This is a genomic window from Mycobacterium canetti CIPT 140010059 (genome assembly GCF_000253375.1).
GTDB lineage: Bacteria > Actinomycetota > Actinomycetes > Mycobacteriales > Mycobacteriaceae > Mycobacterium > Mycobacterium tuberculosis.
Window position 1 is genome coordinate 66,753 of the sequence record NC_015848.1, and the last position, 22,448, is coordinate 89,200.

Here is a 22,448-nt window from a genome sequence, read left to right on the forward strand (position 1 = left end):
CACGCGCAGACCGGCTGAGCGTGCGGCCGTTGGGCCGTCGGCGTCGGGTTCGGCCAGGTGGGGTAACGGTTCGGGCACGTTTCCACTACCTCGTGACACGTCATGCGGCACCGCGGTTCGGGTGGTCGACAATGCGGGACATGACCCAAAATTCGGGGTGCTGCCGGCCCGCAGCGTCGGGCTGCGCCGCGCTGGTGACCGTCGCGAGACGGGAGCCCGACGTTGGCGCGTGAGATCTCACGCCAGACGTTTCTGCGGGGTGCCGCCGGAGCGTTGGCCGCCGGCGCGGTCTTCGGCTCGGTCCGGGCTACCGCGGATCCGGCTGCCTCTGGCTGGGAGGCTCTTTCTTCCGCCCTCGGAGGGAAAGTGCTACAACCGGACGACGGTCCCCAATTCGCAACGGCCAAGCAGGTTTTCAACACCAACTACAACGGCTATACGCCGGCGGTGATCGTTACCCCGACATCGCAGCTGGACGTGCAGAAGGCGATGGCGTTCGCTGCCGCGAACAACCTCAAGGTGGCCCCACGCGGTGGCGGGCACTCCTACGTGGGGGCGTCCACGGCCAACGGCGCCATGGTGCTCGACCTACGTCAGCTACCTGGGGACATCAACTACGACGCCACCACCGGGCGGGTCACGGTGACGCCCGCCACCGGTTTGTACGCCATGCACCAGGTGTTGGCCGCGGCCGGCCGGGGCATCCCGACCGGCACCTGCCCGACGGTCGGTGTCGCGGGACACGCGCTGGGCGGCGGGCTGGGCGCCAATTCCCGGCACGCCGGCCTGCTCTGTGACCAATTGACGTCGGCGTCGGTGGTGCTGCCCAGCGGCCAGGCGGTCACCGCGTCCGCCACCGACCACCCCGACCTGTTCTGGGCGTTGCGCGGTGGCGGTGGCGGCAACTTCGGCGTGACAACCTCGCTGACCTTCGCGACGTTCCCCAGCGGGGACCTCGACGTCGTGAACCTCAATTTCCCACCGCAGTCGTTCGCGCAGGTTCTGGTCGGTTGGCAGAATTGGCTGCGAACCGCCGACCGAGGCAGCTGGGCACTGGCCGATGCCACCGTCGACCCGCTGGGCACGCATTGCCGCATCCTTGCGACCTGCCCGGCCGGGTCGGGCGGCAGCGTGGCGGCCGCCATCGTTTCGGCCGTCGGAACGCAACCGACCGGCACCGAAAACCACACGTTCAATTATCTGGACCTGGTCAGATATCTGGCCGTCGGGAACCTCAACCCGTCGCCGCTGGGATATGTCGGCGGATCCGATGTCTTCACGGCGATCACTCCGGCGGCCGCCCAGGGGATCGCCTCGGCGGTCGACGCCTTTCCGCGTGGAGCGGGCCGCATGTTGGCGATCATGCACGCCCTCGACGGCGCCCTCGCCGCTGTGGCACCGGGGGCCACGGCCTTCCCGTGGCGTCGGCAGTCGGCGCTGGTGCAGTGGTACGTCGAAACCTCCGGCCCCCCGTTGGAAGCGACCAGCTGGCTCAACACCGCGCATCAAGCGGTGCGAGCGTATTCGGTTGGCGGCTATGTGAACTATCTCGAGGTAAACCAACCGCCGGCACGTTACTTTGGCCCGAATCTGTCCCGGCTGAGCGCAGTACGTCAGAAGTATGACCCCAGCCGGGTCATGTTCTCCGGGCTGAACTTCTAGTAGCCCCGCATGAGTACTAGCCCACGAGCGCCTACTTACCGGTGCGCTCGCGGTGCTTGCACCCCGGCCAGCAGCAGGGCCGGCGCTGCCCTTGCTCCAGCTCCTCCTGGGTGCGACGAATGCGACGCTGTCGGGTCATCTCTTGCTTGGCATCCTCGACCCAGCAGATGAACTCGTTGCGCGCCAACGGTGTGATGTCCTGCCAAGCGGCAAGGGCCGTGGCGTTGGCGATCAGCGACTCGCGCAGGTCTGCGGGCAGCTTGTGCACGACGCCACCGGGTATTCGCTGGCTGCTCATTGGCCCAGGGTAACCGCAACAATGGGGCCAGGAATCAGCACGTCTGCGAATGTTCGCCCCGCGGGTAACAGACAAGCGAACCGTTTGACGCCACGAATGCTGGGTCCAGACGGAACGGGTGCCGTGTCAACTCGACGTGGCTCGAGCGTGCGGTTGTGACCTGGCCCGGGAGGTAGCCCCGCGTCTGGACGGAGGGGGCTGCGGTGTTGGTGGCGCTTTGTGCAGTCGGGGATTCTCGAGGACCGGGCAGATCGCGGCGTCGGCAGCGGTGTCGGCAGCGGGTGTGTCGCGTGCCGCTGTGAGCTTATCGCGAAGGGCGGACAGTTCGGCGACGACGTGGTCGATCTCGCTGATCCGTCGGTCGAGAAGCTGATTGGTGGTGGCGCACGGTCGTTGGCCGTCGTGGGCTGCGTTGAGGATCTCGGCGACTTGACCGATGTGCAGTCCGAGCTGGCGGGCAGCGGCGATAAATCGCAGCCGGGCGATGTCGGCTTCGGTGTAGAGGCGATAGCCGGCCGCGCTGCGCGCGGGGGCACGCAGTAGCCCGCATATCTCATAGAGCCGCACGGCTTTCCGACTGAGCCCCGCGGCCGCTGCGGCCCGGCCGATGGTCATTGCGACGGCGGGCGGGCGATCCTGGCGTTCGTGCTTGACCTTGCCCATGGGTCAAGGTTCTAACTTGGGCTGGCCGGATGCAACGTATCGAGAACGGGGACTCATCATGGCGTTCAAAGAGGGTCAGTTGTATCGGTGCCCGGACCCGGCGTGCGGCTGCGAGGTGACGGTGACCAAGGGTGCGCCACCGACCTGCCCAGGTACGCTGAACCCGGCGTGCTGCTGCGGCAAGATGATGGAATTGGTCAGCGGGTCGGGGAGTAGCGCACGCTGAAGCGGACGTGAACCGCCCGGTCACCGTTATCGAAATCGATCGCTGTTGGGCTGACCGTTGCGCCGTCGGGTCACCTCGCCCACAACGGTGGTCCCGCCGACTTCTTGCGGGACCGGCTACCGCGCCACCCGCATACCGTCGTCGGGAACCTCCCCATCCACCACATCACCGCCATGCTGCGCCGACTGTTGAACGCGTCGGGCTGGACCGACGCGATGCTGCTGATGCAGTGGGAGGTGGCGCGCCGGCGCGCCGGTGTTCGCGGTGCGACAATGATGACCGCTCAGGGCTGGCCCTGGCTTGATTTTGCACTGATGCAACGGATTCCGGCAACAACGTTTCGGCCTCGGCCCGACGTCGACGGTGACCTGCTGACCAACACCCGACGGACCGAGCCACTGGTCGACTCCCCGACCGGGCGGACTATCAAGCGCTGGTGCGCCGGGTGTTCACCGCGCGCGGGTGTGGGCTGGGTCAGATCTTGGGTAGGCAGTCGGTGCGACCGGGATGGCCGCGAGCCAACGGAATCCGTGCCGATGCGCTGCCGCGCGACTTCACCGCCGCACAGTGGGTAGCTCTGTTCGGCAACGCCCGAATTCCATGGCGAACCGCCAACAGGCGTTGTCGATGATGACCTGCCAGGCCTTCTCGTCGAGATCGCCGAGGTCGTCAGGCTCGCCTGGCGCGAGACCGGAAGCACGCTGGATGTCGGCGACCGACGCGCGGCATATCGTTGCTGGCGGAGACCTTGAGCGCTGCGGTGGGCACCGCTAGGCCGGTCGGAGCGACGATGGACGTGTTTCAGAAACGCGGCAGGGCCATCCTCGTCTACCCTGGGAAGTGATCATGGAACTTTCCGTGTCTGTTATCGCGGGGTTGGTCATCGCACTGCTGGCGGCCATCACCCCTGCTGCGGGCGAACGCCCGGAAAGCCGCCGCCAGGCGCTCGCAAATGCCGCCGAGGCCGGGGAGCATCCGGCCACATCACCGTTGCGACGGTAGCCGATTCGTCGCGATACGGCTGTGGAGTTAGGAGGCGCGGATGGAGACAGGTTCGCCGGGAAAACGTCCGGTCTTGCCCAAGCGTGCCCGCCTGCTGGTGACGGCAGGCATGGGCATGCTCGCGTTGCTGCTGTTTGGACCCCGGCTAGTCGATATTTACGTTGACTGGTTGTGGTTTGGTGAGGTCGGTTTCCGCAGCGTCTGGATCACGGTACTGCTGACCCGCCTGGCGATTGTCGCAGCGGTCGCACTTGTGGTGGCCGGCATTGTGCTTGCTGCCCTACTGCTGGCGTATCGCTCGCGGCCGTTCTTTGTACCCGACGAGCCGCAGCGGGACCCGGTCGCGCCACTTCGCAGCGCGGTGATGCGCCGGCCGCGCCTGTTCGGGTGGGGCATCGCCGTCACGCTCGGTGTGGTGTGCGGGCTGATCGCTTCGTTCGACTGGGTGAAGGTTCAGTTGTTCGTACACGGGGGCACCTTTGGCATCGTGGACCCCGAATTCGGCTATGACATTGGGTTTTTCGTCTTCGATCTGCCGTTCTACCGGTCGGTGCTGAACTGGCTGTTCGTGGCCGTGGTTCTGGCGTTTCTAGCGAGCCTGTTGACGCATTACCTGTTCGGCGGCCTTCGGCTGACAACCGGCAGAGGCATGCTGACCCAGGCAGCTCGCGTTCAACTCGCAGTGTTCGCCGGCGCGGTTGTACTGCTGAAGGCGGTTGCCTACTGGTTGGATCGCTATGAGCTGTTGTCGAGTGGACGTAAGGAGCCGACCTTCACCGGCGCCGGCTACACCGATATCCACGCCGAGCTGCCGGCCAAGCTTGTGCTGGTGGCGATCGCGGTATTGTGTGCGGTGTCATTCTTTACCGCGATCTTTTTGCGCGACTTGAGGATTCCGGCGATGGCCGCCGCACTGCTGGTGCTGTCGGCGATCCTGGTCGGTGGACTGTGGCCGCTGCTGATGGAGCAGTTCTCGGTGCGTCCCAACGCCGCCGATGTCGAACGCCCATATATCCAACGCAACATCGAAGCGACCCGCGAGGCGTATCGGATCGGTGGCGATTGGGTCCAGTACCGTAGCTATCCGGGCATCGGTACCAAACAGCCGCGCGACGTGCCCGTGGATGTCACCACGATTGCCAAGGTGCGGCTGTTGGACCCGCATATCCTGTCCCGAACCTTCACCCAGCAACAGCAGCTCAAGAATTTCTTTAGCTTCGCCGAGATACTCGACATCGATCGCTATCGCATCGACGGTGAGCTGCAGGACTACATCGTCGGCGTCCGGGAGCTCTCGCCGAAAAGCCTCACCGGCAATCAGACCGACTGGATCAACAAACACACCGTCTACACGCATGGCAACGGCTTCGTGGCCGCCCCGGCCAATCGGGTGAACGCGGCGGCCCGCGATGCCGAGAATATTTCCGACAGCAACAGCGGGTATCCGATATACGCCGTCAGTGACATCGCGTCGCTGGGTTCTGGGCGCCAGGTCATCCCGGTCGAGCAGCCACGGGTCTACTACGGCGAGGTGATCGCCCAGGCCGATCCGGACTACGCGATCGTGGGCGGAGCCCCGGGGTCCGCGCCGCGCGAGTATGACACCGACACGTCCAAGTACACCTATACCGGCGCCGGGGGTGTGTCGATCGGAAACTGGTTCAACCGCACGGTGTTTGCCACCAAGTTCGCCCAGCACAAGTTCCTGTTCTCCCGGGAGATCGGCTCGGAGTCGAAGGTGTTGATCCATCGCGACCCGAAGGAACGGGTGCAACGCGTGGCGCCGTGGTTGACCACCGACGACAACCCCTATCCGGTGGTGGTGAACGGGCGGATCGTCTGGATCGTCGACGCCTACACCACCTTGGACACCTATCCGTACGCACAACGCAGCTCGCTCGAGGGCCCGGTGACCAGCCCGACCGGCATTGTGCGGCAAGGCAAGCAGGTGTCGTACGTGCGTAACTCCGTCAAGGCAACCGTGGACGCCTACGACGGAACCGTAACGCTGTTTCAGTTCGATCGAGACGACCCGGTGCTGCGGACCTGGATGCGTGCCTTTCCCGGAACCGTCAAGTCCGAAGACCAGATTCCCGACGAGTTGCGTGCCCACTTCCGTTATCCGGAGGACCTTTTCGAGGTCCAACGTAGCTTGCTGGCCAAGTATCATGTCGACGAACCGCGAGAGTTCTTCACCACCAACGCCTTCTGGTCGGTGCCCAGCGACCCGACCAACGACGCTAACGCCACTCAACCGCCGTTCTACGTCCTCGTCGGCGACCAGCAGAGCGCCCAGCCGTCCTTCCGGTTGGCGTCGGCGATGGTTGGCTACAACCGCGAATTCCTCTCCGCGTACATCTCGGCGCACTCGGATCCGGCGAACTACGGCAAGCTGACCGTGCTGGAGTTACCCACCGACACCCTGACCCAAGGCCCGCAACAAATTCAGAACTCGATGATCTCCGACACTCGGGTCGCCTCCGAGCGCACCCTGCTGGAACGGTCAAACCGGATTCACTACGGCAACCTCTTGTCGCTGCCGATCGCCGACGGCGGCGTGCTCTATGTGGAACCGCTCTACACCGAGCGGATCTCGACAAGCCCGAGCAGTTCGACTTTCCCGCAACTTTCCCGGGTGCTGGTCAGCGTGCGTGAACCCCGCACCGAGGGCGGGGTCCGGGTCGGGTACGCACCGACCCTGGCCGAATCTTTGGATCAGGTATTTGGGCCCGGCACCGGTCGGGTGGCCACCGCTCCCGGCGGTGATGCCGCCAGCGTGCCACCGCCGGGAGCCGGCGGGCCGGCACCGCCGCAGGCCGTACCGCCACCGAGAACGACCCAACCGCCGGCCGCCCCGCCCCGGGGGCCGGACGTCCCCCCCGCGACGGTGGCCGAACTGCGGGAAACGCTGGCCGATCTGCGCGCGGTGCTCGACCGGTTAGAGAAGGCCATCGATGCCGCCGAAACGCCCGGTGGATAAGCCGGCATTCTTAGCCGGTGAACTCCGAGCGCTGTTCTGGCGCTAATCTGACGCTAGAATAGCGCTATGGCTACCATTCAAGTTCGGGATTTGCCCGAAGATGTCGCCGAAACCTATCGACGGCGCGCCACCGCAGCGGGGCAGTCGCTGCAGACGTATATGCGCACCAAGCTCATCGAAGGGGCGCGGGGCCGAGACAAGGCCGAGGCAATCGAGATCCTGGAACAGGCGCTCGCCAGCACTGCCAGCCCAGGCATCAGCCGGGAGACCATCGAGGCATCCCGGCGGGAGCTCAGGGGTGGATGAATGTGTAGTCGACGCGGCGGCCGCGGTTGACGCTCTCGCCGGCAAGGGCGCCAGCGCGATCGTTCTGCGCGGTTTGCTCAAGGAGTCGATTTCTAACGCGCCGCATTTGCTGGACGCAGAGGTCGGACATGCACTCCGCCGCGCCGTGCTCAGCGACGAAATCTCCGAAGAGCAGGCTCGCGCCGCGTTGGATGCCTTGCCTTATCTCATCGACAATCGTTACCCGCACAGCCCACGACTGATCGAATACACATGGCAGCTAAGGCACAATGTCACGTTCTACGACGCCCTTTACGTAGCACTGGCCACCGCACTGGATGTCCCGCTGCTCACGGGCGACTCGCGGCTTGCGGCCGCGCCGGGCCTTCCGTGCGAAATCAAACTCGTTCGGTGACATCCCTTTGCGGGACGCCAATGGCGCCGTCGTAGCCGGGCCAGCCCGTCGTCAGCCTTGGACAGCCTCCAGCGCTGCATTGAACGTCTTGCTGGGCCGCATCACCGCCGTAGTCATGTCGCTGTCCGGCGCGTAGTAGCCGCCGATGTCCACCGGTTCGCCTTGTACCTCGGTGAGCTCTCGCACGATGACGTCTTCGTTTTTGGTCAACACATCTGCCAGCGAGGCGAAGTGTTCGGCCAGCTGCTGGTCGTCGGTCTGCGCGGCCAGCTCTTGTGCCCAGTACATGGCGAGGTAGAACTGGCTGCCCCGGTTGTCGAGTTCACCGGTTTTGCGCGACGGACTCTTGTCGTTGTCCAGCAGCTTGCCGATGGCGGCATCCAGGGTCTTACCCAAGAGTTTGGCTCGCTCGTTACCGGTCTTGATGCCGATATCCTCGAAACCGGCGCCCAGCGCGAGGAACTCACCCAGCGAATCCCAGCGCAGGTGATTCTCCTCCACCAATTGCTTGACGTGCTTGGGTGCCGAACCGCCCGCCCCCGTCTCGTACATTCCGCCGCCGGCCATCAGCGGAACAACGGACAGCATCTTGGCGCTGGTGCCTAACTCCAGGATCGGGAACAGGTCGGTGAGGTAGTCGCGCAGGATGTTGCCGGTCGCGGCGATGGTGTCCAGTCCACGGACCAGGCGCTCGCAGGTGTAGCGCATGGATCGCACTTGCGACATGATCTGGATGTCCAGACCTTCGGTGTCGTGATCTTTCAGGTATGTCTTGACCTTCTTGATCAGCTCGTTCTCGTGCGGGCGGTACGGGTCCAGCCAGAACAGCACCGGCATCCCGGAGATGCGCGCGCGGGTGACAGCCAGCTTGACCCAGTCACGGATCGGTGCGTCCTTGACGATGCACATGCGCCAGATGTCGCCGGCTTCCACGTTCTCGGTCAGCAGCACCTCGCCGGTGGCGACATCGACGATGTTGGCGACGCCGTCCTCGGGAATCTCGAACGTCTTGTCGTGCGAGCCGTACTCCTCGGCCTGCTGGGCCATCAGACCCACATTGGGGACGGTGCCCATCGTCGTCGGATCGAACTGGCCATTTGTCTTGCAGAAGTTGATGATCTCCTGATAGATGCGCGAGAAGGTGGACTCCGGGTTGACCGCCTTGGTGTCCTTGAGCTTTCCGTCGGCGCCATACATCTTGCCGCCCGCGCGAATCATCGCGGGCATCGAGGCGTCCACGATCACATCGCTCGGCGAGTGGAAGTTGGAGATACCTCTGGCCGAATCGACCATCGCGAGCTCGGGGCGGTGTTCGTGGCAACGGTGTAGGTCCTCGATGATCTCGTCGCGTTGCGACGCCGGCAGCGACTCGATCTTGCTGTACAGATCGGACAAGCCATTGTTGACGTTGACGCCCAATTCGTCGAACAGCTCCTGGTGCTTGGCGAAGGCGTCCTTGTAGAAGATCCTGACCGCGTGGCCGAAGACGATGGGGTGGCTGACCTTCATCATGGTCGCCTTGACGTGCAAGGAGAACATCACGCCGGTCTCGAACGCATCCTGCATCTGCTCTTCGTAGAAGTCGCACAGCGCTTTCTTGCTCATGAACATGCTGTCGATGACGTCGCCGTCATCCAGCGGCACCTCGGGCTTGAGCACGATCGTCTTGCCGCTCTTGGCCAGCAGTTCCATCCTCACGTTGCGCGCGCGGTTCAGTGTCATCGACTTCTCGCCGGCGTAGAAGTCACCGTGCCGCATGTGCGCTACGTGGGTGCGTGAGGCCATCGACCACTCGCCCATGCTGTGCGGGTGCTTGCGCGCGTACTCCTTCACCGCCTTGGGCGCCCGACGGTCCGAATTGCCTTGGCGCAGTACCGGGTTCACCGCGCTGCCCAGGCATCTGGCGTAGCGCTCTTTGATGGCCTTCTCCTGGTCAGTCTTCGGGTCCGCCGGGTAGTCTGGGACCGCGTAACCCTTGTCTTGCAGTTCCTTGATGGCGGCTACCAGCTGTGGCACCGAGGCGCTGATGTTCGGCAGCTTGATGATGTTGGTGTCGGGTAGCTGAGTCAGCCGGCCCAGTTCGGCGAGGTTATCCGGTACCCGCTGCTCCTCGGTCAGGTAATCGGGGAATTCCGCCAGGATGCGTGCCGCTACAGAGATGTCGCTGGCCTCGATCTTGATGCCCGCCGGTTCGGCAAAGGCACGCACAATCGGCAGAAAGGCGTAGGTCGCCAGCAGCGGCGCCTCGTCGGTCAGCGTGTAAATGATGGTCGGCTGTTCGGCGCTCATGGTGTTCTCCCGGCGTCACTGTCGGTCAGATGCTGAATCACTCCGCGTTGTAGCGGCGGTTACCAGTATCGCGGATTGCGCCGCACATGATTCGGGCGGTGTTCTGCGCGACGACGATCACTTTCTGTTTGCCCGAAGGCCGTCGAGGGCGACGTCGGTCACCTTTGCGGCCAACTCAGCGTTGTAGCTCTGCATCGCTTGGCAGCCGACTAGGAGCGTCTTGACCTCAAGCACGTCTACGTCCGGCCGTACGGTGCCGGCGCGCTGGGCGGCGCGCAACAGGTCGGTGAGCAGGTCCAAGAAATCTGCCTCGGCTTCCGGGGCCGCGCTGCTGATTTCAATCCCGACGCCGGCCAGCGCCTCGACCAGGCCGCGATCGGTGGCGCCCCACTGCAATACCATCGACCGCAGGAATGCAAACAGCGCGTCGCCGGGATGCTTGGATTTGAGCAGGGCATGTCCCTTGTCGATGATGCGGTGCATCCGGTCGGCGATCACCGCCTGAAACAGCGCCTCCTTGGTCGGGAAATGCCGGTATACCGTGCCTGCGCCGACTCCGGCGCGCCGAGCGATCTCGTCAACGGGCACCGATAGACCGTCGGCCGCAAAGGTTTGGTAGGCAACCTCCAATACGCGTGCCCGGTTACGGGCCGCGTCGGCACGCACCCGCCGGTCAGTAGGAGCCAAGTCGTACCTCCGAAAGCCTTGACAAAGCGGGGCGCGCGTTCCGTATAGTTCGGCTAAGCGGAGCGCTCGCCCCGCTTAGTCAAAGCATAGCGAGGAGCCCTCATGACCAAATGGACTGCCGCCGACATTCCCGACCAGACCGGCCGGACCGCCGTCATCACGGGGGCCAACACCGGACTTGGATTCGAGACCGCCGCAGCGCTTGCCGCCCATGGTGCACACGTGGTGCTGGCTGTGCGCAACCTCGACAAGGGCAAGCAGGCGGCGGCACGCATCACCGAGGCCACCCCCGGCGCCGAAGTAGAGCTTCAGGAGCTTGACCTGACCTCGCTGGCGTCGGTGCGCGCCGCCGCGGCACAGCTGAAGTCTGACCACCAGCGCATCGACCTGCTGATCAACAACGCCGGGGTGATGTATACACCCCGACAGACCACAGCAGACGGCTTCGAGATGCAGTTCGGCACCAACCACTTGGGCCATTTCGCGTTGACCGGCCTGTTGATTGATCGACTGCTGCCCGTCGCCGGTTCACGAGTGGTCACCATCAGCAGCGTCGGCCATCGCATCCGTGCCGCAATCCATTTCGACGACCTCCAGTGGGAACGCCGGTACAGGCGGGTCGCCGCCTACGGCCAAGCCAAGCTCGCCAACCTGCTGTTCACTTATGAACTTCAGCGTCGGTTAGCACCGGGCGGAACCACCATCGCGGTCGCGTCGCACCCGGGAGTGTCCAACACCGAACTGGTCCGCAACATGCCACGGCCGCTCGTCGCGGTGGCGGCCATACTGGCGCCGCTGATGCAAGACGCCGAACTGGGGGCCCTGCCGACATTGCGTGCCGCCACCGATCCCGCGGTGCGCGGCGGCCAGTACTTCGGACCCGATGGCTTCGGTGAAATACGGGGCTACCCGAAGGTGGTGGCCTCCAGCGCCCAGTCTCACGACGAGCAGCTGCAGCGCCGCCTGTGGGCTGTGTCCGAAGAGCTCACCGGGGTCGTCTATCCCGTCGGATGAGCCGGACTCAACGGCAACGGTTGGTCAACACTCGACGATGTTGACTGCGACGTTGATGGCGAGCCCGCCGGCCGAGGTTTCCTTGTACTTGGTGTGCATGTCCGCGCCGGTGGCGCGCATGGTGTCGATGACCTGGTCGAGGGTGACGCGATGGATGCCGTCGCCGCGCAATGCCATCCGTGCGGCGTTGATGGCCTTGCCGGCGGAAATCGCGTTGCGTTCGATGCAGGGGATCTGCACCAGCCCGGCGATGGGGTCACAGGTCAGGCCGAGGCTGTGTTCCATGGCGATCTCGGCGGCGTTTTCCACTTGTCGCGGTGTGCCGCCGAGGATTTCAGCCAATCCGGCGGCGGCCATGGCGGCCGCGGAGCCGACCTCGCCCTGACAGCCGACCTCGGCTCCGGAGATCGATGCTCGCTCCTTGAACAACGATCCGATGGCTCCAGCAGTGAGCAGGAATCGCACGGTGACATCGTCGGGGTCCCCCGCGCCGGCCGACGTGTAGTGGATTGCGTAGTGCAGGACCGCCGGCACGATGCCGGCGGCACCGTTGGTCGGGGCGGTGACGACGCGCCCACCGGAGGCGTTCTCCTCGTTGACTGCCAGCGCGACCAGGTTGACCCAGTCCTCAGCGAATTCCGGCTTGCGAGTGGGGTCTTCGGCGTTCAAGCGGTCATACCACACCTTCGCTCGCCGGCGCACCCGGAGGCCGCCAGGAAGCAACCCTTCGCGAGCGATGCTCCGCTGTTCGCACTCAACCATGACGTCGCGCAGGTGCAGCAGCGCGGCGCGTACCTCGTTCTCGGTGCGGCAACATGTTTCGTTGCGCAGCGCCGCTTCGCTAATTGACACGTCGAGGCGGTCACAGATGTCCAGCAGTTCTTGGGCCGACACGTAGGGAAGGGCAACTGAGCATGGATGTTGGCCGCTGTTGCCGCTGGTCTGTTCCGTGACGATGAACCCTCCGCCCACCGAAAAATAAGTCTCGGTGGCCAAGACGCGGCCGTGTGGGCCCGCGGCAGTGAACGTCATTCCGTTGGGATGCGTTGGCAGAACGATGTCGGGATGCAGGTCGATATCACGCTCGGTCAGCGGGACCGGAATGACACCGCCGATTCGCGTCACGCCGGACGCTGCGATCTCGGCGAGCCGGCGTTCCTTGTGTTCGGTGGTAATCGTTTCTGGCTGGCAGCCTTCCAGCCCCAGCAATATCGCCGACATGGTGCCATGACCGGCTCCGGTGGCCGCGAGCGAGCCGAACAGATCCACTCGCATCGCCTCGAGGTCATCCAGGTGGCCCCGGCGGCGCAGCGCAACTACGAACTGGTTTGCCGCGCGCATCGGTCCCACGGTGTGGGAACTGGACGGCCCGATGCCGATGGTGAACAGGTCGAAGACGCTGATGGTCATGTCCGGTGCAGTTCCGGGTAGAGCGGATAGCGTGCGGCCAGCCGCTGGACCTGGGCGCGCAGCGGACCCAGCTGGTCGTCGTTGGTGGCCGTCAGTGCCGCCGCGATGAGGTCTGCCACGGCGCGGAAGTCGTTGTGGGAGAAGCCGCGTGCGGCCAGCGCCGGGGTGCCGATTCGCAGGCCCGAGGTGATCATCGGGGGACGAGGGTCGAAGGGTACCGCGTTGCGGTTGACGGTGATGTCCACGGCGGCCAACCGGTCTTCGGCTTGCTGGCCGTCGAGTTCGGCGTCGCGCAGGTCGACTAGGACGAGGTGCACATCGGTGCCGCCGGTTAGCACCGCGATGCCACGTTCGGCGACGTCGGGCTGGGTCAACCGGTCGGCAAGGATGCGCGCGCCGTCGAGGCAACGTTGTTGGCGCTGCGCGAATTCAGGTTGTGCTGCCATCTTGAATGCGGTGGCCTTGGCTGCGATGACATGCTCGAGCGGCCCGCCCTGCTGCCCAGGGAAGACCGCGGAATTGATCTTCTTGGCGATGGCCGGGTCATTGCACAAGATGATGCCGCCGCGGGGCCCGCCGAGCGTCTTGTGAGTGGTGGAGGTGACGACGTGGGCGTGCGGCACCGGGCTGGGGTGCACGCCAGCGGCGACCAGGCCGGCGAAATGCGCCATATCCACCATGAGCACGGCGTCGACTTCGTCGGCGATGGCGCGGAAGCGGGCGAAATCCAGCTGGCGTGGGTACGCCGACCAGCCGGCGATGATCATTTTGGGCCGGTGTGTGCGCGCTGCCTCGGCGACGGCATCCATGTCGACCAGGTAGTCCTCTTTGGACACCTCGTAGGCGGTGGCGTGGTAGAGCTTGCCGGAAAAGTTGATCCGCATCCCGTGGGTCAGGTGACCGCCATGAGCCAGCGACAACCCCAGGATGGTGTCGCCGGGGTTTAGCAGCGCATGCATGGTGGCGGCGTTGGCGGTGGCCCCCGAATGTGGTTGCACGTTGGCGTATTCGGCGCCAAAGAGCGCTTTGACGCGGTCGATAGCCAACTGCTCGACACCGTCGACGAATTCACAGCCACCGTAGTAGCGCCGGCCCGGGTAGCCTTCGGCGTACTTGTTGGTCAAGACCGAACCTTGGGCCTGCATCACGGCCAGCGGTGCATAGTTCTCCGAAGCGATCATCTCCAAGCCGGATTCTTGACGGCGCAGCTCGCCGTCGATCAGGGCGGCGATGTCCGGGTCGAAGGCGGTCAGGGAGTCGTTGAGGGTGTTCATCAGCTCAGTCCGGTCTGTTCGGCGTACTCGGGGGCGGTCAAGGGTGTTCCCGGAGCAATCGGCTGCCCGGCCAAATGGGCATCCGGCGGCCGCGACATCGTTTCGGCCACGGCGAGGTCGCCAACAGTTCGATCGTGCGGTTCAGACAAGGGCCAACTCCGGTTTCGACGAGCCCGGATCGCGCCGGGCTGGTTGCGCCCTCCCCGCTCTGTCCTGAAACCTGAGAGTCTGCGGCGTCGCATCATGGCGCCGCTCTACACCTTCGGTCAGGCACGGTCGGTGCGACCGTCCCTGTCTCCAGAGTTGCCTCGGCGGTGTGGTGCTTGGGCCTGAGAGATTCTCGGGGAGGAGATTGCTCCTACGGCGCCTCGACATGGAGGTTCTCCCACATCGCGTCAGCGGCTGTTCGATTGTGACGGAAAGCAACATACACACCACGCATGTGTTTTGTCACCCTGCGGTCGGTGGTAGTCGGACGGCCCAATCAGACAGCGCGGGTCATATCACGCGTTGGTGCACAGTTGGGTGTTTATCCACAGGGGTGCGTTTGTCGGCGGCTGGCGGGGCGTGGCGGCGATAGCATTCGAATATGAGTTCGATCACGGTGTCGGTGGACCCGGTGGACCCGGTGGACCCGGTGGACCCGGTGGACCCGGTGGACGCCGTGGTCGCCGCGGGATCAGACGGGCTCACTGTGGCCCGCATCGAGTCCGAGATCGGGGCCTTGGAGTTCCTGAACGAACTGCGCACTGAACTCAAGAGTGGACAGTTTCGACCTCAACCGGTGCGGGAACGCAAGATCCCCAAACCGGGCGGGTTGGGCAAGGTACGGCGGCTGGGGATTCCCACAGTGGCCGACCGGGTCGTTCAGGCGGCGTTGAAACTGGTGCTAGAACCCATCTTTGAGACCGACTTCGAGCCGGTCTCCTACGGGTTTCGGCCCGCGCGACGCGCGCACGACACGATCGCTGAGATTCACTTGTTCGGCACCCAGGAGTATCGCTGGGTGCTCGACGCTGATATCAAGGCGTGCTTTGACCGCATCGACCACGCGGACCTGATGGACCGGGTGCGTCACCGGATCAAAGACAAGCGGGTGTTGCGGCTGGTGAACTGGCAGCGCATTCGGCATCGCTGGAATTGGACCGACGTCCGCCGCTGGCTCACCGACCCCACCGGGCGGTGGCACCCCATCAGCGCGGACGGGATCACCCTGTTTAACCCCGCCGCGGTGCCCATTCGGCGATACCGCTATCGGGGCAACACGATCCCCACTCCCTGGACTCAGGCTGTCTGAACCACCCCATCGGCAGATTCCGTGAAGAGCCAGATACGGTGAAAGTCGCACGTCCGGTTCGAAGGGCGGCCACGGGAAACGGACCCGCAGCAACGCGGGCACCGCACCCATGGTCGACCCAACTGCCACGCACCCGGTGACCGGTGCGAAGTCCACCATATCGACCAGTGGGCAACCGGCGGCTCAACCGATATCGACAAACTCACCTTCACCTGCACACCCAACCACAAGCTAGTCGGGAAAGGCTGGCAGACAAGGAAACGGTCCGACGGCCAAACGGCATGGATCCCGCCACCCCACCTCGACCGCGGTGCCCGCACCAACGACTACCACCACCCCGAACGCCTCTTCGACCACTAGCGGGCCGCGCCCTGACCACAAAACGTCAAGACCAGGCCCCACAAGTGCGCCACGTTGGTAGCGTCTGGGAATGCTCTTCGCGGCCCTGCGTGACATGCAATGGAGAAAGCGCCGCCTGGTCATCACGATCATCAGCACCGGGCTGATCTTCGGGATGACGCTTGTTTTGACCGGACTCGCGAACGGCTTCCGGGTGGAGGCCCGGCACACCGTCGATTCCATGGGTGTCGATGTATTCGTCGTCAGATCCGGCGCTGCTGGACCTTTTCTGGGTTCAATACCGTTTCCCGATGTTGACCTGGCCCGAGTGGCCGCTGAACCCGGTGTCATGGCCGCGGCCCCGTTGGGCAGCGTGGGGACGATCATGAAAGAAGGCACGTCGACGCGAAACGTCACGGTCTTCGGCGCGCCCGAGCACGGACCTGGCATGCCACGGGTCTCAGAGGGTCGGTCACCGTCGAAACCGGACGAAGTCGCGGCATCGAGCACGATGGGCCGACACCTCGGTGACACTGTCGAGGTCGGCGCGCGCAGATTGCGGGTCGTCGGCATTGTGCCGAATTCCACCGCGCTGGCCAAGATCCCCAATGTCTTCCTCACGACCGAGGGCTTACAGAAATTGGCGTACAACGGGCAGCCGAATATCACGTCCATCGGGATCATAGGTATGCCCCGACAGCTGCCGGAGGGTTACCAGACTTTCGATCGGGTGGGCGCTGTCAATGATTTGGTGCGCCCATTGAAGGTCGCAGTGAATTCGATCTCGATCGTGGCTGTTTTGCTGTGGATTGTGGCGGTGCTGATCGTCGGCTCGGTGGTGTACCTTTCGGCTCTTGAGCGGCTACGTGACTTCGCGGTGTTCAAGGCGATTGGCACGCCAACGCGCTCGATTATGGCCGGGCTCGCATTACAGGCGCTGGTCATTGCGTTGCTTGCGGCGGTGGTGGGCGTCGTCCTGGCGCAGGTGTTGGCACCACTGTTTCCGATGATTGTCGCGGTACCCGTCGGTGCTTACCTGGCGCTACCGGTGGCCGCGATCGTCATCGGTCTGTTCGCTAGTGTTGCCGGATTGAAGCGCGTGGTGACGGTCGATCCCGCGCAGGCGTTCGGAGGTCCCTAGCGGTGGGCGATCTCAGCATTCAGAACCTCGTCGTTGAGTACTACAGCGGTGGATACGCGCTTAGGCCGATCAACGGTTTGAACCTCGACGTGGCAGCCGGGTCGTTGGTGATGCTGCTCGGACCCAGCGGCTGCGGCAAGACGACACTGCTTTCCTGTCTGGGCGGCATTCTGCGCCCGAAGTCTGGGGCGATCAAGTTCGACGAAGTCGACATCACGACGCTACAAGGCGCCGAGCTGGCGAACTACCGGCGTAACAAGGTCGGCATCGTGTTCCAGGCGTTCAATCTGGTGCCCAGCCTGACCGCTGTCGAGAACGTGATGGTGCCGTTACGCTCGGCCGGGATGTCACGCAGGGCGTCGCGTAGGCGTGCCGAAGAACTGCTGGCGCGCGTCAATCTCGCGGAACGAATGAATCATCGACCCGGTGATCTGAGCGGAGGTCAGCAGCAACGAGTCGCGGTGGCACGCGCGATTGCGCTGGATCCGCCACTGATCCTCGCTGACGAACCGACCGCACACCTGGATTTCATCCAGGTGGAGGAGGTGCTGCGGTTGATCCGCGAACTGGCCGATGGCGAGCGTGTGGTCGTGGTCGCAACCCACGACAGCAGGATGTTGCCGATGGCCGATCGCGTCGTTGAGCTGACACCCGATTTCGCGGAGACAAATCGGCCACCTGAAACCGTGCATCTTCAGGCCGGCGAGGTGCTGTTCGAGCAGAGCACGATGGGCGACCTGATCTACGTGGTGTCGGAGGGCGAGTTTGAGATTGTGCACGAATTGGCCGACGGCGGTGAGGAATTGGTCAAGGTTGCCGGGCCGGGGGATTACTTCGGCGAGATAGGCGTGCTGTTTCACCTGCCGCGCTCGGCGACCGTGCGTGCCCGCAGCGACGCGACGGCCGTCGGCTATACCGTGCAGGCGTTTCGTGAGCGGCTCGGCGTGGGGGGTCTGCGCGATCTGATCGAGCATCGTGCGCTTGCCAACGACTAACCCGGCTTGGCCGGAACTAGCCACTGCCGGGGCAGCGGTGGCGGTTCACACCGCGTGCGCGTTTGGAGGTCCCTGAGCGATGGGCGATCTGAGCATTAGCCAGGTGTCGGCGCGTCCGGGACGGATCGGGATTCGCGCTAGGCAAATGTTCGACGGATACCGGTTTCAGCGTGGTCCCGTGCTGGTCGTGGTCGAGGATGGTCGGATCAGCGCGGTCGATTTTGCTGGCTCCGCCTGCCCCGATATGAACCTGGTTGATCTGGGTGAATCGACTTTGTTGCCGGGTCTGGTGGATGCGCATGCGCATTTGTGCTGGGACCCCGACGGTAGGCCAGAGGATTTGGCCGGCGACCCCCATGCGGTGCTGGTGGGACGGGCGCGACGGCACGCCGCGGCCGCGTTGCGCTCCGGGATCACCACGATTCGCGATCTCGGCGACCGTGACTATGCGGCCTTGGCGCTGCGGGAGGAGTATCGGCAGAAAACGACGGTGGGGCCGGAACTGGTGGTTTCTGGGCCACCATTGACTCGCAGCGGCGGGCATTGCTGGTTCCTCGGCGGCGTGGCCGATAGCGTCGAGGAGCTGGTTGATGCGGTGCAGGAGCGGGCCGCGCGGGGAGCGGATTGGATCAAGGTGATGGCCACGGGCGGATTCGTTACCACAGCATCCGATCCGTGGCAGCCGCAGTACGGCAGCGGCCAACTGGCCGCGGTGGTGGCGGCCGCCGAGCAGGTAGGTCTACCGGTGACCGCACATGCACATGCCACCGCAGGGATCGCCGCGGCGGTCGCCGCGGGTGTTGACGGCATCGAGCACTGCACGTTCTTGAGCGAAGGCAGCGCCGCCGCCAGCCCGGATGTTGTTGAAGCGATTGTTGCCCAAGGTGTGTGGTGCGGTATGACGATTCCCCGGGTGTATCCGGAGATGCCGGAGAACCTTGTCGCGGTTGTGCAGGATGGATGGCGAAACATCCGCCGGCTCATCGACGCCGGTGCGCGTGTCGCCCTGTCCACCGACGCTGGAGTCGCCCCGGGCAGACGCCATGACGTGCTCCCCGACGATTTGGTGTATCTGTCTCGACACGGGTTCACCAGCACAGAGGTGCTGACCGGCGCCACCGCAGCGGCCGCTGCCAGCTGTGGGCTCGGCCACCGCAAGGGTCGCATCGCGCCGGGCTACGACGCTGATCTGCTGGCTGTTGCGGCAGGTGTGGACCATGACCCCGCCGGACTCTGCGACGTCAAAGCCGTCTGGCGCAGCGGAACCCAGGTACCGCTACAAGCATCCGCTGTGGGCTACAACACCCCGTCATAACCCCGTCATAAAATGCAGGACAGCATCTTCAATCTGTTGACCGAGGAACAGCTTCGGGGTCGCAACACGCTCAAGTGGAACTATTTCGGGCCCGATGTAGTGCCACTGTGGCTGGCGGAGATGGACTTTCCCACCGCACCGGCTGTGCTCGACGGGGTGCGGGCGTGCGTCGACAACGAGGAGTTCGGCTACCCGCCGTTGGGCGAGGACAGCCTGCCGAGGGCGACGGCCGATTGGTGCCGACAACGCTACGGTTGGTGCCCCCGACCGGACTGGGTCCGCGTCGTGCCGGATGTCCTGAAGGGGATGGAAGTCGTCGTCGAATTCCTTACCCGGCCGGAGAGTCCGGTCGCGTTGCCGGTTCCGGCTTACATGCCGTTTTTCGACGTCCTGCACGTCACCGGCCGCCAACGAGTGGAAGTCCCAATGGTGCAGCAAGACTCGGGACGCTACCTGCTGGACCTGGACGCTCTGCAGGCCGCGTTCGTCCGCGGTGCCGGATCGGTGATTATCTGCAATCCGAATAACCCACTGGGTACGGCGTTCACCGAAGCCGAGCTACGTGCGATCGTGGATATCGCGGCCCGCCACGGCGCCCGGGTGATCGCGGATGAGATCTGGGCACCGGTGGTCTACGGATCGCGCCATGTCGCCGCCGCTTCGGTGTCGGAGGCGGCGGCTGAAGTCGTGGTCACGTTGGTGTCGGCGTCCAAAGGCTGGAACTTGCCGGGTCTGATGTGCGCTCAGGTGATCCTGTCTAACCGCCGTGACGCCCACGACTGGGACCGGATCAACATGTTGCACCGCATGGGCGCATCAACGGTCGGTATCCGCGCGAACATCGCCGCCTACCATCATGGCGAATCTTGGTTGGACGAGCTGCTCCCTTATCTGCGGGCGAACCGTGATCATCTGGCACGGGCGCTGCCGGAGTTAGCTCCCGGGGTAGAGGTCAACGCTCCGGACGGTACCTACCTGTCGTGGGTGGATTTCCGTGCGCTGGCTCTGCCGTCTGAACCGGCGGAATACCTGCTCTCGAAGGCGAAGGTGGCGCTGTCGCCTGGCATTCCGTTCGGCGCCGCGGTGGGCTCGGGATTTGCGCGGCTGAACTTCGCCACCACCCGCGCAATACTGGATCGGGCGATCGAGGCTATCGCGGCCGCCCTGCGCGACATCATCGATTAAGCCAACCAGTAGATTCACAACGCTGCGGCGTGTTGGGTCAGGCTGAAGAAGATGTAGGCGAGGCAGATCAGGAAGTTCAGTGCGACGAGAACCAAACCCAGACAGATTAGTGAATGCGTGGCTCGGCGTTGTAGGCGGTGGAATTTCGCGACGCGCTTCTCATGGTTCAGCTGGGTCACGATCAGTGCGAACTTGACGTCGGTCCATTCTTCGTCGGCGGCGGGAGCGCCCAACAGCATTTCCTGAAGGCGCTTCGGCGGGGCTTCGACGCCGACCCGCGCGAAGTGCTGGCTCAGCCGCCGGGCTTGCCTGCGGCCAAGAATCTGACCCCGCACCGGTGGCTGATGCGAGAGCTTCCTTCGTTCGTCCCCCCAGTGGTTGGACGGGGTCGTCACAGCGGGCATTCTAAGTCCCGCGGGCCACAAAAGGCAGTGCCGCGGAACTTCTTGGCCCAAACGGGCACCCGGCTACGTGCGCACCGCGACCGTCGACAACTGGTCGGCGAGCCGGTCCGGGGAATCCACCATCGAGAACGTCCGTGCTCCCTCGATTACCTCGAAACGGGCGCGCGGGATGGTCGCGGCGAGCCGTTGACCGTCCTCGAGTGCGAAGAACACGTCATCCGCCGACCACGCGATGAGCGCCGGCTTGTCGAATTCAGGCAGCCGGGCGGCGACTGCGGTGGTGACTTCGGTGCGCAGCGATAGCGAGAGCTGACGCAGGTCTTCGGCGATGGCCGGGTTGGATAGCGCCGGACGAACCCAGGCCCGGGTGAGATGGTCGATGTTGTGGTGCGACAAACCGGCATACGCGCGGTTACGCGCGGCCGGTGCCCGCATCACCTGGATCGCGGCCCGGAACAGGGTGGCCGATTTCGCGGCCAGGATCACCGGTTTGAGGATCGGCGGCGGAAAGTGTTCGAACGCATCGCAACTAGTGAGGACCAGGGCACCGAGCCGTTCGGGATAGTGGACCGCGACGAGCTGGGTGACGACCCCGCCGGTGTCGTTGCCGACCAGCACCACGTCCTTGAGCTCGAGCGCGGCAAGGACGTCGGCGACGATGCCGGCAACCCCGCCGATGGTCTGGTCGGCGCCGGGGCGTAGCGGCTTAGGATGCGCACCCAGCGGCCAGGTGGGGGCGATGCAGCGCAGGCCACGACCGGCGAGTCGCTCACTGACCCGTCGCCATAGTTGACCGCCCATCATGTACCCGTGCACGAACACGACAGGCCTGCCAGTTTCGGGTCCGGTTGCTTCGTAATGAATAGTTCCGGCACTAATGTCGATCGTCGACATGGATGCCCACCCTTCGAGGTACATTTACAAGCAGACTGCCGGTAACTTACCAACAGATTGTATGGAAATCAAGAGACGCACCCAGGAGGAACGCTCCGCAGCGACCCGCGAGGCGCTGATCACCGGGGCCCGCAAGCTGTGGGGGTTACGGGGTTATGCGGAGGTGGGGACGCCGGAAATCGCGACCGAGGCGGGGGTCACGCGGGGGGCGATGTACCACCAATTCGCCGATAAAGCAGCACTATTCCGCGATGTGGTGGAGGTCGTGGAGCAAGACGTGATGGCCCGGATGGCCACCTTGGTCGCCGCCTCGGGGGCGGCGACGCCGGCCGATGCAATCCGGGCAGCGGTCGATGCCTGGCTCGAGGTATCTGGTGATCCGGAGGTGCGTCAGCTGATCCTGCTGGATGCGCCCGTCGTGCTGGGCTGGGCGGGTTTCCGCGACGTCGCCCAGCGATACAGCCTGGGCATGACCGAACAGTTGATCACCGAGGCGATCCGGGCCGGCCAGTTGGCTCGTCAACCGGTGCGGCCGCTGGCCCAGGTGCTCATTGGCGCGCTCGACGAGGCGGCGATGTTCATCGCCACCGCCGACGACCCCAAGCGCGCCCGTCGGGAGACCAGACAGGTGCTGCGCCGGCTCATCGACGGGATGCTTAACGGCTAGCGCTGG

20 protein-coding genes, 2 pseudogenes and 1 riboswitch are annotated in these 22,448 nt (G+C 64.6%); of the genes and pseudogenes, 14 read left to right on the forward strand and 8 right to left on the reverse strand.

Translation table 11 applies throughout. The features are described from left to right. Positions 1 to 222: 222 nt before the first annotated feature. Positions 223 to 1,662 (forward strand): FAD-binding oxidoreductase, encoded by a 1,440-nt coding sequence (locus MCAN_RS00340; protein WP_014000014.1) that lies wholly within the window; start codon positions 223 to 225, stop codon positions 1,660 to 1,662. 31 nt (positions 1,663 to 1,693) lie between these two features. Here MCAN_RS00340 and MCAN_RS00345 read toward each other — a convergent pair whose 3' ends face one another. Both MCAN_RS00345 and MCAN_RS20850 read right to left on the reverse strand, forming a co-directional pair. Further along, on the reverse strand, positions 1,694 to 1,960 hold the full coding sequence (locus MCAN_RS00345) for a YdeI/OmpD-associated family protein (protein WP_015287748.1): 267 nt from the start codon (positions 1,958 to 1,960) through the stop codon (positions 1,694 to 1,696). A 126-nt stretch (positions 1,961 to 2,086) separates the two neighbouring features. Then, positions 2,087 to 2,623 carry a MerR family transcriptional regulator gene (locus MCAN_RS20850; RefSeq protein ID WP_014000015.1) on the reverse strand — a complete coding sequence of 179 codons (537 nt, stop codon included), beginning with the start codon at positions 2,621 to 2,623 and terminating at the stop codon, positions 2,087 to 2,089. 324 nt (positions 2,624 to 2,947) lie between these two features. Here MCAN_RS20850 and MCAN_RS00355 point away from each other — a divergent pair. The 5 genes and pseudogenes from MCAN_RS00355 to vapC1 form a co-directional block, all read left to right on the forward strand. Continuing rightward, positions 2,948 to 3,480 (forward strand): annotated as a pseudogene (locus MCAN_RS00355) (rRNA adenine N-6-methyltransferase family protein); the annotation flags it as partial. 209 nt (positions 3,481 to 3,689) lie between these two features. Next, the gene (locus MCAN_RS20860; RefSeq protein ID WP_003899796.1) at positions 3,690 to 3,851 is read left to right on the forward strand and encodes a hypothetical protein; all 162 of its coding nucleotides are present in this window, start codon (positions 3,690 to 3,692) and stop codon (positions 3,849 to 3,851) included. A gap of 40 nt (positions 3,852 to 3,891) precedes the next feature. Next, positions 3,892 to 6,831 carry a UPF0182 family protein gene (locus MCAN_RS00360; RefSeq protein ID WP_014000016.1) on the forward strand — a complete coding sequence of 980 codons (2,940 nt, stop codon included), beginning with the start codon at positions 3,892 to 3,894 and terminating at the stop codon, positions 6,829 to 6,831. 66 nt (positions 6,832 to 6,897) lie between these two features. Then, positions 6,898 to 7,137 (forward strand): FitA-like ribbon-helix-helix domain-containing protein, encoded by a 240-nt coding sequence (locus MCAN_RS00365; RefSeq protein WP_015287750.1) that lies wholly within the window; start codon positions 6,898 to 6,900, stop codon positions 7,135 to 7,137. Continuing rightward, positions 7,130 to 7,531, forward strand: a complete 402-nt coding sequence (gene vapC1 / locus MCAN_RS00370) for a type II toxin-antitoxin system ribonuclease VapC1 (RefSeq protein ID WP_014000017.1) — start codon at positions 7,130 to 7,132, stop codon at positions 7,529 to 7,531. The genes MCAN_RS00365 and vapC1 overlap by 8 nt, the downstream gene beginning before the upstream one ends. Before the next feature lie 51 nt (positions 7,532 to 7,582). On the opposite strand, the gene MCAN_RS00375 is transcribed toward vapC1, so the two are convergent. Continuing rightward, entirely contained in the window at positions 7,583 to 9,820 is a 2,238-nt protein-coding gene (locus tag MCAN_RS00375) for an NADP-dependent isocitrate dehydrogenase (RefSeq protein ID WP_014000018.1), read from the reverse strand. Positions 9,821 to 9,937: 117 nt separating this feature from the next. After that, positions 9,938 to 10,507, reverse strand: a complete 570-nt coding sequence (locus MCAN_RS00380; RefSeq protein WP_003400591.1) for a TetR/AcrR family transcriptional regulator — start codon at positions 10,505 to 10,507, stop codon at positions 9,938 to 9,940. A 102-nt stretch (positions 10,508 to 10,609) separates the two neighbouring features. On the opposite strand from MCAN_RS00380, the gene MCAN_RS00385 reads away from it, so the two are divergent. After that, entirely contained in the window at positions 10,610 to 11,521 is a 912-nt protein-coding gene (locus MCAN_RS00385; RefSeq protein WP_003899798.1) for an SDR family NAD(P)-dependent oxidoreductase, read from the forward strand. Positions 11,522 to 11,545: 24 nt separating this feature from the next. Here MCAN_RS00385 and MCAN_RS00390 read toward each other — a convergent pair whose 3' ends face one another. Then, positions 11,546 to 12,931 carry an L-serine ammonia-lyase gene (locus MCAN_RS00390; protein WP_003400600.1) on the reverse strand — a complete coding sequence of 462 codons (1,386 nt, stop codon included), beginning with the start codon at positions 12,929 to 12,931 and terminating at the stop codon, positions 11,546 to 11,548. Continuing rightward, positions 12,928 to 14,205: a serine hydroxymethyltransferase gene (gene glyA / locus MCAN_RS00395; RefSeq protein ID WP_014000019.1), complete on the reverse strand. Its 1,278-nt coding sequence runs from the start codon at positions 14,203 to 14,205 to the stop codon at positions 12,928 to 12,930. Before glyA ends, MCAN_RS00390 begins: the two co-directional genes overlap by 4 nt. Before the next feature lie 307 nt (positions 14,206 to 14,512). Then, a riboswitch (glycine riboswitch) is annotated at positions 14,513 to 14,603 on the reverse strand. Positions 14,604 to 14,794: 191 nt separating this feature from the next. Between glyA and MCAN_RS00400 the strand changes: the two genes are divergently transcribed. From MCAN_RS00400 to MCAN_RS00420, 6 genes and pseudogenes are all read left to right on the forward strand, one after another. After that, positions 14,795 to 15,502, forward strand: a complete 708-nt coding sequence (locus MCAN_RS00400) for a reverse transcriptase domain-containing protein (RefSeq protein WP_003913073.1) — start codon at positions 14,795 to 14,797, stop codon at positions 15,500 to 15,502. Positions 15,503 to 15,589: 87 nt separating this feature from the next. Further along, positions 15,590 to 15,862 (forward strand): annotated as a pseudogene (locus MCAN_RS22250) (HNH endonuclease); the annotation flags it as partial. Positions 15,863 to 15,932: 70 nt separating this feature from the next. Further along, entirely contained in the window at positions 15,933 to 16,982 is a 1,050-nt protein-coding gene (locus MCAN_RS00405; RefSeq protein ID WP_003400616.1) for an ABC transporter permease, read from the forward strand. A gap of 2 nt (positions 16,983 to 16,984) precedes the next feature. Next, the gene (locus MCAN_RS00410; protein WP_003899801.1) at positions 16,985 to 17,977 is read left to right on the forward strand and encodes an ABC transporter ATP-binding protein; all 993 of its coding nucleotides are present in this window, start codon (positions 16,985 to 16,987) and stop codon (positions 17,975 to 17,977) included. Positions 17,978 to 18,056: 79 nt separating this feature from the next. After that, positions 18,057 to 19,292: a metal-dependent hydrolase family protein gene (locus MCAN_RS00415; RefSeq protein WP_003400620.1), complete on the forward strand. Its 1,236-nt coding sequence runs from the start codon at positions 18,057 to 18,059 to the stop codon at positions 19,290 to 19,292. A 12-nt stretch (positions 19,293 to 19,304) separates the two neighbouring features. After that, entirely contained in the window at positions 19,305 to 20,477 is a 1,173-nt protein-coding gene (locus MCAN_RS00420) for a MalY/PatB family protein (protein ID WP_003400622.1), read from the forward strand. Between the two features lie 14 nt (positions 20,478 to 20,491). Here the strand turns inward: MCAN_RS00420 and MCAN_RS00425 are convergent, their stop codons facing one another. After that, positions 20,492 to 20,872: a hypothetical protein gene (locus MCAN_RS00425; protein ID WP_003913085.1), complete on the reverse strand. Its 381-nt coding sequence runs from the start codon at positions 20,870 to 20,872 to the stop codon at positions 20,492 to 20,494. Positions 20,873 to 20,944: 72 nt separating this feature from the next. Next, positions 20,945 to 21,775 (reverse strand): alpha/beta fold hydrolase, encoded by an 831-nt coding sequence (locus tag MCAN_RS00430; protein WP_014000020.1) that lies wholly within the window; start codon positions 21,773 to 21,775, stop codon positions 20,945 to 20,947. A 61-nt stretch (positions 21,776 to 21,836) separates the two neighbouring features. Between MCAN_RS00430 and MCAN_RS00435 the strand changes: the two genes are divergently transcribed. Further along, on the forward strand, positions 21,837 to 22,442 hold the full coding sequence (locus MCAN_RS00435) for a TetR/AcrR family transcriptional regulator (protein ID WP_003899803.1): 606 nt from the start codon (positions 21,837 to 21,839) through the stop codon (positions 22,440 to 22,442). Positions 22,443 to 22,448: the final 6 nt, after the last annotated feature.

Coding starts and splice junctions, on each gene's coding strand:
- MCAN_RS00345 (WP_015287748.1), bottom strand. CDS start 1,960: ATGAGCAGCCAGCGAATACCCGGTGGCGTCGTGCACAAGCTGCCCGCA.
- MCAN_RS20850 (WP_014000015.1), bottom strand. CDS start 2,623: ATGGGCAAGGTCAAGCACGAACGCCAGGATCGCCCGCCCGCCGTCGCA.
- MCAN_RS00360 (WP_014000016.1), top strand. CDS start 3,892: ATGGAGACAGGTTCGCCGGGAAAACGTCCGGTCTTGCCCAAGCGTGCC.
- MCAN_RS00365 (WP_015287750.1), top strand. CDS start 6,898: ATGGCTACCATTCAAGTTCGGGATTTGCCCGAAGATGTCGCCGAAACC.
- MCAN_RS00375 (WP_014000018.1), bottom strand. CDS start 9,820: ATGAGCGCCGAACAGCCGACCATCATTTACACGCTGACCGACGAGGCG.
- MCAN_RS00385 (WP_003899798.1), top strand. CDS start 10,610: ATGACCAAATGGACTGCCGCCGACATTCCCGACCAGACCGGCCGGACC.
- MCAN_RS00390 (WP_003400600.1), bottom strand. CDS start 12,931: ATGACCATCAGCGTCTTCGACCTGTTCACCATCGGCATCGGGCCGTCC.
- glyA (WP_014000019.1), bottom strand. CDS start 14,205: ATGAACACCCTCAACGACTCCCTGACCGCCTTCGACCCGGACATCGCC.
- MCAN_RS00400 (WP_003913073.1), top strand. CDS start 14,795: ATGAGTTCGATCACGGTGTCGGTGGACCCGGTGGACCCGGTGGACCCG.
- MCAN_RS00405 (WP_003400616.1), top strand. CDS start 15,933: ATGCTCTTCGCGGCCCTGCGTGACATGCAATGGAGAAAGCGCCGCCTG.
- MCAN_RS00415 (WP_003400620.1), top strand. CDS start 18,057: ATGGGCGATCTGAGCATTAGCCAGGTGTCGGCGCGTCCGGGACGGATC.
- MCAN_RS00420 (WP_003400622.1), top strand. CDS start 19,305: ATGCAGGACAGCATCTTCAATCTGTTGACCGAGGAACAGCTTCGGGGT.
- MCAN_RS00430 (WP_014000020.1), bottom strand. CDS start 21,775: ATGTCGACGATCGACATTAGTGCCGGAACTATTCATTACGAAGCAACC.
- MCAN_RS00435 (WP_003899803.1), top strand. CDS start 21,837: ATGGAAATCAAGAGACGCACCCAGGAGGAACGCTCCGCAGCGACCCGC.